We start from the raw sequence: 11,652 nt of genomic DNA on the forward strand, positions 1-11,652 counted from the left end.
CTTCTTATTCAAGTATTAAAAACTTAGTTACTCAAATACGCTTCCCACCGCAACTACTTCGATGTTTTTCGCTGGAATTGCCAGTTTGTAATCAGCAATTACTTTATCTTCAGCAACCAGTTCAGCTGGTTTTTCTGCGTTATACACCATAGGCGATGTTTGCTCTGACGCTAGGCGCTTTTGCATGTCTTTGCCATCACCGGTAATAAACACATACTGGATATCATCAGTTTGTAAATTAGCTTTAATCACGCGATTGACATCAGCCAAGGTCAGCTTTTCAAGCTCAGTGGTGACATACTTCACAAACGACTCAGTATTATAAAACTCGCTATCGAGCGCGTAACCTAACTGGCGGTTTTGGCTTGCGACCATTTGCGGCACAAAGTTGATCAAGAAGTTACGCGTTGCCTCAAAATCTTTTTCAGTCATGCCATTTTTGATTAGCTTATCAAGTTCAAACAGCGCTGTGCGAGTTGCAAAATGCGCATCGTTGTTTGAGCGCAGCGGGCGAAGCCACACTTGGAAGATTTGCTCTGAACGACCCAAGTTTGCATCAGGTTTAGTTTGGAACATACCACGTGGGAAGTACTCAATATAAGCGTAATCGCCGTAGTTCATACCGCGCGTTTGACGAATACGCTCATAAAGGTATGCATTTGAACTGCGGTGTTCACCAAAGTATGAACGCACTAACCACAGTGCCGTCCAGTCTGCGCTACTACGAATAGTATCGATTGGGAAACCAAATGATACCGCTGTTGATTGCGCTGATTTCTCGACAATCGTTGCATGGTGACCTTTCAGCACTGGCGCATCAGGGATTGATAAACGGCTTTGCTGGCCTTTTGGCAGCTCGCTTAAATCAGCAAACATGGTAGCTTTTAGTGACTCAGGCACCGCACCAATTAAACCGACTGTTAGCTTAGCTTGCGTAAATTCTTTAGCGTAGAAGGCTTTGACATCATCTAAGGTCAGCGCTTCTAAATCGGATAAATCACCATAATTGTAGCTTTCATACGGGTGACCTTGATACAACTTATGATAAAGCACTTCTTTACCTAACTCTTCATCATTAGATGCTTTAAGGCCTGATTTAATACCGTCGATCAGCTCTTTTTTCAAACGTTTAAAGTCATCTTCTCTAAAGCCCGGATTAAGTAACTGCTCACTAACTAATGCGTACCATTGTGCTGCATTGTCTTTATGGACTCGCCCTTGTAAAGAAATCATTTCTTTATCAATTTGATAGCCAAAGCTACCTGCCAGTGGATACAGTGCTTTTTTGATATCGTTATAGCTCTTCGACTGCGAGCCACCTTGCGCAAGCATGGCAGCGGTTAGCGCAGCCACGCCTTTTTGACCTTTAGGATCCGCCGCCGCACCAGTATGGAATAGCCAATTAATATCAATCAACGGTGAGCTGTTGGTTTTATCAAGCACTTTAAAGTGACGCTGTTGCACTGTGTGCTTGCTAGCAACGAGGCTATTTAAATCAACTTCTTGCTCAAAGCCAGCGATTTTATCAAGCGCCGACATAGTCACGGTAGTTCGGCTGCTATCGACAAAGTACTTATTAGCAATATCTTGAATATCTTGCGCGCTGATGCTGTCTGCCGTTGCATATAATTGATTGACGACTTCTGGGTCGCGCTCAAAATGCATATAACTGGCAAGGGTTGACGCAATTGCTTGCGATGAGTCTAAACCGTTAATAAAGCTGTATTTTAGATTTGACTTTAAATCGGCTAATTTTTGGCTATCAACCAGCTCAGTGCGTGCTTTTGCATAGGTGTTATTGATGGCATCACGCGCTACCGCTAAATCAGCTTCATTTTCAACTTTGACAAAAACATGCAATAAGCCCGGATCTTTAGTATCTGGGTTATAGCTAAACATTTGGCTGGCGATTTGCTTATCAACCACTAGCTCTTGGTATAAGTCAGAGTTGTTTGAGAAATAAAGCTGTGATAGTAAATCAAGCGCTGCGCGGTCTTTTTGTTTCGGCTGCCAAGCAGTACCTTTGTATGAAACCAATAACCAATGCCCTGGTAGTCCTTCGTTTTGCTCATGCACGTATTTGGCTGCTTGTTGTTTAGGCTCGGTTGGAATATCAGCAACATAATCGCCTTTTTGCCATTGGCCCCAATGCTTTTTCACCATTGCCATAGTTGCTTGCGGATCGACATCACCGACAATTACTAACGATACATATTCAGGTTTATAGAACTTTTCAAAAAACTCTTTACCGTACGCCATTTGCTCAGGCATGGCTTCAATATCTTCAAAAAAGCCCATGGTGGTGTGTTTATAGGTATGTTTTTCAAATGCTTCATTACGCACGGCTGAAAGCAACTTACGAATTGGGCTGGCATTGTTTTTAAGGTATTCGCCTTTTACAGTAAGCGCTTCGGTACGGAATTGCTCTTCTGAGTAAGTGAGGTTTTGAAAAATATCGGCTTCAATTTCAAGTACCTTATCAAGGTGCTGCTTGGAAAAGTTTAAGTGATAATTAGTGTAATCATTGGTAGTGTAAGCGCGGTTATCAACCCCTGAATTTTTCAGGATGTCTGAGTACACATCTTGCGGGAATTTTTCTGAGCCTTTAAACATCATGTGTTCAAAAAAGTGTGCAAAGCCAGTTTTACCCGCTTCTACTTCATTACGAGAACCAACTGACACCGGAATTTGTAGTGATACCACATCAGGGTAATCAGTTTTAACCACCATAACGCGTAAACCGTTATCAAGCTCTTCTAATAAATAATTCTGTGAGAACACCCGATCATTGCTGCTGGCAACCGTTGACTGTTCAATCTCAACTTCTTTGACCATGTTAGAGCCGCTGTTACTCGCACAGCCGCCCAGCGCAAGCGTGACCGCTAAGCTGGTTGCTAATAATTTAAATTTCATTGCTATCCCTTGTTAGTTGAATATTTTTTTAGTTATAACTACTTATTTACTACACTGATTATGCAACAAAGCCGACCACGATAAGAGACCTTGCAGCACATTTTATGTAAACAGTTGTGTATTTTTCATCGCTCAACTTAAAACAACATGAGATAAATTCATATTTATTGAGAAAGTTTCATTAAAAAAATCTATCTAGACGTCTAAATGGCTGTTATATTGTTTGCTATAGAAACTAATTTAGCTGGAATGAGGATTATGGCTTTATCACTACAACAGAAAATTGAAGATACCAATCAAGGTGTGTACTTAATTGGTACTACCCCGCCACGTATTGGTACTGATAAAGCGCAGCTTGAAACAATCGCTCAAAAGCTGTTAGACCGTTTACATGAAATTGAATACGATGGCGTAATTATTTACGACATTCAAGATGAAAGCAGCCGTACTGACAAGCCGCGTCCTTTTCCATTTAAGCAAACTGTAGATCCTCGTGAATATAGCCGATTATTACGTAGCTTATCGCATCAAGACGTGATCACGTATAAAAGCGTCGCGCAGCGCGAAGTAGCGGAATTTAAACAGTGGTTAAGCGAAACTAAAAACCTGTTTGATTTAAAAAATGTGGTGTTAGTCGGTAGTCCATCATCTGAAGGCGATATAAAACTTAACTTACCCGATGCCTATAAAACATTGGCAGAGCAAGCGGATGACTTCTTTTTAGGTGGGGTAACCATTGCTGAGCGCCATGCGAGTAAACGTAACGAGCATGAGCGTCTACTTGAAAAAACCACACAAGGGTGTCAATTTTTTATCTCACAGGCAGTTTACAACGCACAAGCGACCATTGATTTGATCACCAGTTATGCACGTAGCTGTAAAGCGCAAGGCATAGAGCCACAACGTATAATCCTAACCTTTACCCCCTGTGGCAGTGAAAAAACCTTAGATTTTATGCAGTGGCTTGGTATTTCAGTACCAGAGGCAACCAAGTGGCGGATGTTAGATTCACAAAACCCATTGAGTGAATCGGTGCGTATTTGCCGCGAAAATTTAGACTCAATTCTAAAAAGTTGCGCTCATTTAGACGTGCCTCTGGGGTTAAATATTGAAAGCTTAACTAACCGTAAAGAAGAAATTGATGCGTCAATAAACCTTTATCGTTTATTAAAAGCAACAATGGAATTAAACCTAGCTGAAAAGCAGATTGCTTAGGTTCAAGGTTCTAGGTTCTAGGTTCGAGGTTCGGGCTTCGGGCTTCGGGCAATAATGATAAGCGGCATAGAATACTACTTCATAAACTGCTAATTTTTATAATTAAATGACAAATGTCATGTTTATTCATGACATTACTCCATTACTTACATCTAGCGTTTCCTCAATAATGCTCACATCAATAAAGCGCTAGGGACTAATATGAATCATTCACTAACTGTTGTTTTAATCTTGTTCACCATTATTTTGTCAGGCTGTACCAACTTTGCCTGTCAGCAAGAAATAAGAGAAGTCAAAGATTTTGACAGTATTATTGTTGGTGGACTTGCTGATGTCTTTATCACTCAATCCGATCATCAACAAGTCAAAGTATTCGCCCGTGACATGCCCATAACAGATGTAATCACACACATTGAAAATGGCATCTTAACCGTGACCACACAAGGCTACCATAGTGGGGAGTCGGTAAAAGTTTACGTGACATACAAAAAATTAAAAAACATTAAAACCTCAGGTTCTGCCACATTAACAGGCGAAAACCAATTGGTCGCAGATCAAATCTCTGTTGTGACCACAGGATCCGGCGATATCAAAAGCTTATCCTTAACTGCCAAACAACTCAGTGTACAAATTAACGACACTGCTAACGCTAATCTTGTCGTTCAGGTAGAAAACTCAAACATAGAAATGAATGGCGCTGGTGACCTTGATATCCGTGGAGTAGCTTACCAGCAGCAACTGCGGTCGAACGGCTCCAGAGGTACTTTGAACAACACCAAATTAAAATTTAACTAAAACCAATAGCCGGAGAAAAGTTATGAAAAAGTTCTTTGCATATCTATTAGTATTTTTAATTAGTTCTGGTTTAGCGTTGGTGTTAGCGTATAAACACGACCTGTACACTTGGGAAAAACCACAACAAAATATGTGGATACAAGGCGGCACTTTATTTGACGCCACCTCAGAGTTTGCAATAAGCAACCCGGGAGTATTAGTAGCTGATGGTAAAATCGCTTGTCTTGGAGAAAGTTGTAATGTTACGGAAAAAACACTGATAATTGACGCCACAGGAAAGTCAATTATGCCTGGTCTAATTGATTTGCATGGCCACTTCTTTGGGGGGAAAGAACAATCCAAACATGACAACATGTTAAATACAATTTGGGCTCAACTTCGCTTTTTACCCAGTGTTAGACAAGACCTAATCCAAGCTGGCGTAACCAGTTATCGCTCTCTAGGAGACATAGCGCCAGCCATCTTTGATTTAAAAAAGTCATTGTCTCAAGATAAATTAGCTGGTCCTCGATTATTTGTCGCGGGCCCAATTTTTACCGTTGCAGGTGGTCACCCCACTCAACGTAAAGACATTCCAGCCTGGGTTTTAAAACAAATGACTTTTCAGTCAGATTCACCAGAGCAGATCACGACAAAAATCGAGCAGTTAATGTTACAAGGGATTGACGGTATTAAGGTTGTTTATCAAGGTCACACCGACAGCGTTAATGATATTGAAATGCCTCGAATATCTCGGGAAACACTGGCTACTATAACCTCGCTTGCAGAAAAAAATGGCCTTTGGGTCGCAGCACACACCGGTGGTCAAAACGAAACAATCGAAGCGATTAACACTGGAGTGACAAGTGTTGAACACGGTATTCGACATGGAAACATCATTCGCCAAGAGACTCTTGATGCCGTTGCAAACAATCAAGTGACTTATGTTCCCACGCTCGCCCGAGAGCCAAAGGGTCATTTAAACATCCCACATCTGGCACAATCTAATATCATGTTAGGAGTTGGCACTGACTCACCGGTAAAAGAGCATGATCAATACAGTTATCATATGGAGTTAAAACGTTTAGTTGATGCGGGTTTAAGTGATACTCAAGCCGTTATCGCCGCGACAAGAAATGGCGCAATTGCCCTTAAAAAGTCAAAGCAACTTGGGACTATTGAACAGGGAAAACTTGCCGATATCCTCATAATTAATGGCCGTCCGTGGGATAATATTAGTGATATAAAGAAAATCGACACCGTCATAATCAACGGCCGTATCGGGTATTCCGTTAACCAAGCTGACTGAGACAGACTTGTCGTTATTGATTACACTTGGCGGATTATAATAGACATACAGAACCATGAAAACTTCAATTTGCTACAAACTATTCACCAAAAGTAACTACCGCCGCGAGAGGACTTAGGCCTCTCGCCTTACATTAACCTTATATTTTTAAGCTTATTGTTTGGCAACTTATACTATTCCCCGTTTGCGGTGTAGAAGCGGTAATTATGGGGTTGGACTTATTACTACTCGTTTTATCGACGACCGGTTTTCGCTCAGGCAGCCTGTCCGGAGAGGTCCAAACCTATTATTTACGACGTCTGCTTGGTGCTCTTTGTCCTGTAATACGTTTCTTATCACGGTCTTTTCGCGACTTATTAGAGTTTTTGCGATTATCTTTCGGCTTTTTGTTTGGATCGGGTTCATAGCCCGCTAACCATTGCGGCGTTAAACGGGTATCAAGCAGCACTTCAATTTCTTCAAGTAACCACTGCTCATCAAGACTCACTAATGACATAGCTAAACCTTGCTCGCCAGCACGTCCGGTACGGCCAATTCGGTGCACGTAGTCTTCTGCGATATAAGGTAATTCAAAGTTAATCACATACTTTAATGAGCTAATATCCAAGCCGCGGGCTGCAACATCGGTAGCTACTAATACGCGGGTGGTGCCATCTTTAAAGTCTTGCAATGCTCGGTCACGGGCACCTTGTGATTTGTCTCCATGAATTGACTGTGTTTTTAAGCCGTCTTTACACATTTCTTTGGCGAGCTGATCGGCCATTTGTTTAGTACGGGTAAAAATAAGTACTTGGCGCCAATTTTTCATGCCAATCATATGCGAAACGAGTTCACGTTTACGGTCTTCATCCACGGCGTAAATGATTTGCTCAACTTCAACAGCAGCTGAGTTACGCTTATCAACTTCAACTAATTTAGGGTCTTTCAATAGTTTTTTACTGAGTTCAAACACACTGTCATCAAACGTGGCAGAAAATAACAAAGTCTGACGATCACTTGGCACATGGCGTAAAATACGCTTAATTTCATCTATAAAACCCATATCTAGCATACGGTCGGCTTCATCAAATACCAGTGAATCAACACTTGATAGTTTAATACTGCCTTTAATGATGTGATCAAGTAATCGCCCTGGCGTTGCTACGACAACTTGCGCGTCTTTGATTGCTTTAACTTGTGGACCAATACTTGCGCCGCCATAGGCCAATGCCCCTTTAATATCAGACCCTTGTGCGTATTTCTCAAAGCTGGCAAATACTTGCTGAGCAAGCTCTCGGGTTGGCGTTAAAATTAATACCCGTGCAGTACCTTGCTCATCTTTTTTGTTACTGGTTAACAGTTTATGCAGTAAAGGAAGCACAAATGCCGCTGTTTTGCCTGTGCCCGTTTGCGCACTCCCCATCACATCGTGACCGGCTAAAATTAATGGAATTGTTTGTAGTTGAATAGCCGTAGGCGTTTGATATTCATTTAGCTCAAGCGCTTTAAGCAGTAAAGGGTTAAGGTGGAGATCACTAAAGGTTGCAGCAGACATGGCATAGACTTGAAATAACTAATAATGGCGCTATTGTACGCACAAAATGAGCAACAAAAAAGGCGCTTTGCGGCGCCTTTTTAAGCTTGCTAAATATTTAAGCTGGCTTGAGAGTTTCTTTGCGTTGATTATAAAACGAAATAAGATCATCAACAGTATCTTGGCAATAGTCACGAATACCAGAAACTAACATGTGCTTTTCACCACTTCCTACTTTTTTACCGTCTTCAAGTAAGTTGAAGCGTAAGGTAATTTTGCCACGTTTACCCGTATATTCAAAACTCGGCTCAGCAAACTCTAAAGTAGGCGCATGAATATCTAAAGTATCAAGGTTAATTAACATTGACTCATAGATAACCATAGGACGAGCTGGGTTGATCATCACATCTTGCTTGCCCATCAGTGGAATAATCACATGCGGGAAAGTTGTGCCAGAAAACTCAACGTAATTTTTTATTAGACTGTCGGTGAGTGTTTGACACTGGCTGGTGTTACCTTCACGTTTTACCTTTAGCATGACTTTTTCGCCGCTGGTAATATCAAACTCATCGGCGCCCTCAGGGAAGGTGAGTTTAGTATTCTCATCAACCATGCCTGCGAAGGTAAATTCCATTTTTTCACTGATACCATAACGGCTCAATACCAATGAAAATAGTAAATCTCCAGGGACACAAAACTTCTTTGCATCTTTATCGTGTAGTGGGTTGTAATCATCGGCAACACATTTTGCGAAACGACAGCCTTGCTCACGCGATATAGAGATATGATCAGCATGTTGCTGATAAAAAGGACTTAACATAGTTGTTCACTGCTTAAACTGCTTATAACCAGCCTATTCTACCAGATAAAAATACAATAGAGGTCGAATCTGTTAAACTTTTGTTTCAAATACAAAAAAGCCGCGATATCGCGGCTTTTTAATAATTTATTATAACTTATAAACCTGCACGATCTTTAATTATAGGTATTAATGCAGATCCTGCATGGCCATTTGACTCAGCCCATGCGATATCAGCACCATCTTCTAAAGAACTTTTCGATAAATTTTTCACAACGTATTCACCAGCATCAGTGGCATTACTAGCAATTGCATGGCGAAGTAAGTTATTGCCATTACATAATACTGCATCGTAAATATTACGAATTTTTACACGTGAGGTTTTTAATTTATCACGTAAGCGATTCTTATCATCTGCAGCTATGTATTCACAGATTGAAATCGCTAACTGATCGTCTGCTTTAACAGGTGCACTGAAAAAAACAGAGCCAGAAAAAACAGCCGAAGCGATGAGGAGTGTTGATAATTTAATCATTATATACCCTTGTGTAATACTTTATAACTACCTTAGTTGGCTAATATTGTACCAACCTATCAGCCCATTCGCAATAATGTTACTTAATTTTATCCAATGTAACGAAGGTATATGCATGTAAATTCTTTTCATTAGGTTGATTATGTTGCTCTTCTACAACTTGCCAGTTGGCAACTTTTTCATAATCAGGGAACTGAGTATCCCCTTTAACGTCAAGATCTATAAACGTCAAATAGAGCGTATCTGCGCGCTCTAAGAATTGTTGATACACCTTTCCACCACCAATTACCATCACTTCATCAAACTCATAAACCAATGAAATAGCGGCTTCTGGCGATGACACCACATCAATCCCAACAGCTGCATAATCAGCATTTCGGCTTATAACTATATTGCGTCTACCTGGTAATGGACGACCAATTGACTCAAATGTTTTGCGTCCCATGATCACCGGCTTACTCATAGTGACCGCTTTAAAATGCTGTAAATCAGCTGGTAAATGCCATGGCATATTATTATCTTGACCAATCACGCGATTGTTAGCCATGGCTGCAATCATTGAAATTTTCACATTAACACCTAGTACTTTTTCATTAAACAAGAAAAAAGGAGCACTGGCTCCTTTTATAATATTCTATTTTCTATTAACGCTCATAAATAACTTCAACGTCATAGTCGTCGTCATCCCAACTATCCCAATCGTCGTCGTCATCATTCTTCTTAGTAGCATCTTTATGGTAAGTATCCCATTTGAATTCAACTTCTTCATCTTCAACTGGTACAAACTTTTCTTTCGGCATGCTCTCAAGCAATGTCATAATGTTATGAATTAGCGGCTGCGTGTTTAACTTATTGATTGCTGAAATATGATAGATATTTTCAGTCTCGCCTAACTCTTCTGCGATTTTCTCACAGAGCGCCTGAGCTTCATCTTCTGGCAATAAGTCAATTTTATTAAACACTAACCAGCGTGGCTTTTCAGCGAGCTTAGGGCTATATTGATGCAGCTCATTGATGATAGCAAAGGCATTATCTACCGGATTTGAACCATCAACAGGCATCACATCGATAATATGCAGTAATACACGACAACGCTCTAAATGCTTTAAGAAGCGAATACCTAAACCAGCACCATCAGAGGCACCTTCGATCAAACCTGGAATATCAGCAATAACAAATGATTTATTTGCTTCAGGACGTACCACACCTAAATTTGGAATAAGCGTAGTGAACGGGTAATCTGCTACTTTAGGGCGTGCTGCAGAGACACTGCGAATAAAGGTCGATTTACCGGCATTAGGCAAACCTAATAAACCTACATCAGCTAATAATAATAGCTCAAGTTTAAGGTTACGTACTTCACCTGGTGTGCCCAATGTTTTTTGACGAGGTGCTCGGTTAGTACTTGATTTAAAACGCGCATTCCCCAAGCCGTGGAAACCGCCTTTTGCAACCAAAATTCTTTGACCATGTTGAGTTAAATCGCCCAAACCTTCTTGAGTGTCCACATCGGTGATGCGAGTGCCCACAGGCACCATCACATATAAGTCATCGGCCTTTTTTCCCGTGCAATTACGGCTGCGGCCATTAGTACCACGTTCGGCTCTATGAAAACGCTCAAACTGATAATCGATAAGGGTATTTAAGTTTTCATCAGCTTGTAGATAAACACTACCACCATCTCCACCATCACCGCCGTCTGGTCCACCATCTGGGACATACTTTTCACGACGGAAAGATACGATGCCGCTACCACCGTCTCCAGCTTCTGCGCGGATTTCTACTTCATCTACAAACTTCATGATTACTCACTTTAGGGATTGGCTTGTTAATTTCACTATTATATACCTAAGCCAAGCTGATTGCAGGCTTGGCTTAGGTATATATTTTTGCTTAAAACAAAAAACCCCGCAAAGGCGGGGTTTTTTAAGAACCGATGCTGATTACTCAGATACGATGCTTACGTACTTACGGTTTAAAGGACCTTTTTGTTCAAACTGAACTTTACCATCTGCTTTTGCGAAGATAGTGTGGTCTTTACCGATACCTACGTTTGTGCCAGCATGGAATTTAGTTCCACGTTGACGAACAATGATGCTACCCGCTAGAACTGATTCGCCACCAAAACGCTTAACACCAAGGCGTTTGCTTTCTGAATCGCGACCGTTACGAGTACTACCAGCTGCTTTTTTATGTGCCATTTCTAAGTACCTCTAATTAAGCGCTAATGCCAGTGATTTTAACTTCTGTGAACCATTGACGATGGCCCATTTGCTTACGAGAATGCTTACGGCGTCTAAATTTAACAACCTTAATTTTCTCACCGCGACCATGTGAAACAACCTCAGCTGTTATCTTACCACCGTTTACGAACGGTACACCGATCTCGATTTTCTCACCATCAGCAACTAAAAGTACTGAATCAAATTCAACTGCTGCACCAGTCTCAACGTCTAATTTCTCAAGACGAATTGTTTGACCTTCAGTCACACGGTGCTGTTTACCACCACTTTGGAAAACCGCGTACATAATTAACTCCGTCTGTGCGCCCTCAAATCGACGCAACTAAAATATTATTCAATAGGGCGCGAAGT

General features: G+C 41.1%; 11 protein-coding genes. 3 read left to right on the forward strand and 8 right to left on the reverse strand.

Features of this window, described 5'->3' with window-relative positions; all coding sequences use genetic code 11:
* Positions 1–27: 27 nt before the first annotated feature.
* Positions 28–2,913: a M16 family metallopeptidase gene (locus ACMVDV_RS09695; protein ID WP_416157978.1), complete on the reverse strand. Its 2,886-nt coding sequence runs from the start codon at positions 2,911–2,913 to the stop codon at positions 28–30.
* A 258-nt stretch (positions 2,914–3,171) separates the two neighbouring features.
* Between ACMVDV_RS09695 and ACMVDV_RS09700 the strand changes: the two genes are divergently transcribed.
* The 3 genes from ACMVDV_RS09700 to ACMVDV_RS09710 all read left to right on the forward strand — a co-directional run bounded on the left by ACMVDV_RS09700 (position 3,172) and on the right by ACMVDV_RS09710 (position 6,211).
* Positions 3,172–4,128, forward strand: coding sequence for a methylenetetrahydrofolate reductase (locus ACMVDV_RS09700; RefSeq protein WP_416157979.1), 957 nt, complete (start codon positions 3,172–3,174; stop codon positions 4,126–4,128).
* A 201-nt stretch (positions 4,129–4,329) separates the two neighbouring features.
* Positions 4,330–4,923: a GIN domain-containing protein gene (locus tag ACMVDV_RS09705; protein ID WP_416157980.1), complete on the forward strand. Its 594-nt coding sequence runs from the start codon at positions 4,330–4,332 to the stop codon at positions 4,921–4,923.
* A gap of 22 nt (positions 4,924–4,945) precedes the next feature.
* Positions 4,946–6,211 carry an amidohydrolase family protein gene (locus tag ACMVDV_RS09710; protein WP_416157981.1) on the forward strand — a complete coding sequence of 422 codons (1,266 nt, stop codon included), beginning with the start codon at positions 4,946–4,948 and terminating at the stop codon, positions 6,209–6,211.
* Between the two features lie 286 nt (positions 6,212–6,497).
* On the opposite strand, the gene ACMVDV_RS09715 is transcribed toward ACMVDV_RS09710, so the two are convergent.
* The 7 genes from ACMVDV_RS09715 to rplU all read right to left on the reverse strand — a co-directional run bounded on the left by ACMVDV_RS09715 (position 6,498) and on the right by rplU (position 11,587).
* On the reverse strand, positions 6,498–7,745 hold the full coding sequence (locus tag ACMVDV_RS09715) for a DEAD/DEAH box helicase (protein WP_304182632.1): 1,248 nt from the start codon (positions 7,743–7,745) through the stop codon (positions 6,498–6,500).
* 97 nt (positions 7,746–7,842) lie between these two features.
* Entirely contained in the window at positions 7,843–8,544 is a 702-nt protein-coding gene (locus ACMVDV_RS09720; protein ID WP_301561821.1) for a DUF3581 domain-containing protein, read from the reverse strand.
* A 136-nt stretch (positions 8,545–8,680) separates the two neighbouring features.
* Positions 8,681–9,058 (reverse strand): DUF3718 domain-containing protein, encoded by a 378-nt coding sequence (locus ACMVDV_RS09725; RefSeq protein ID WP_416157982.1) that lies wholly within the window; start codon positions 9,056–9,058, stop codon positions 8,681–8,683.
* Positions 9,059–9,137: 79 nt separating this feature from the next.
* On the reverse strand, positions 9,138–9,629 hold the full coding sequence (gene folA / locus ACMVDV_RS09730; protein WP_416157983.1) for a type 3 dihydrofolate reductase: 492 nt from the start codon (positions 9,627–9,629) through the stop codon (positions 9,138–9,140).
* Positions 9,630–9,702: 73 nt separating this feature from the next.
* The gene (gene cgtA / locus ACMVDV_RS09735; protein WP_416157984.1) at positions 9,703–10,860 is read right to left on the reverse strand and encodes an Obg family GTPase CgtA; all 1,158 of its coding nucleotides are present in this window, start codon (positions 10,858–10,860) and stop codon (positions 9,703–9,705) included.
* A gap of 141 nt (positions 10,861–11,001) precedes the next feature.
* On the reverse strand, positions 11,002–11,259 hold the full coding sequence (gene rpmA, locus ACMVDV_RS09740; RefSeq protein ID WP_064665557.1) for a 50S ribosomal protein L27: 258 nt from the start codon (positions 11,257–11,259) through the stop codon (positions 11,002–11,004).
* 16 nt (positions 11,260–11,275) lie between these two features.
* Complete coding sequence (rplU, locus tag ACMVDV_RS09745; RefSeq protein ID WP_006794538.1) at positions 11,276–11,587, reverse strand: 50S ribosomal protein L21; 312 nt, start codon at positions 11,585–11,587, stop codon at positions 11,276–11,278.
* Positions 11,588–11,652 lie beyond the last annotated feature (65 nt).

Origin of the sequence: Pseudoalteromonas sp. ASV78 (assembly GCF_047806705.1) — a bacterium.
GTDB classification, from domain to species: domain Bacteria; phylum Pseudomonadota; class Gammaproteobacteria; order Enterobacterales; family Alteromonadaceae; genus Pseudoalteromonas; species Pseudoalteromonas prydzensis_A.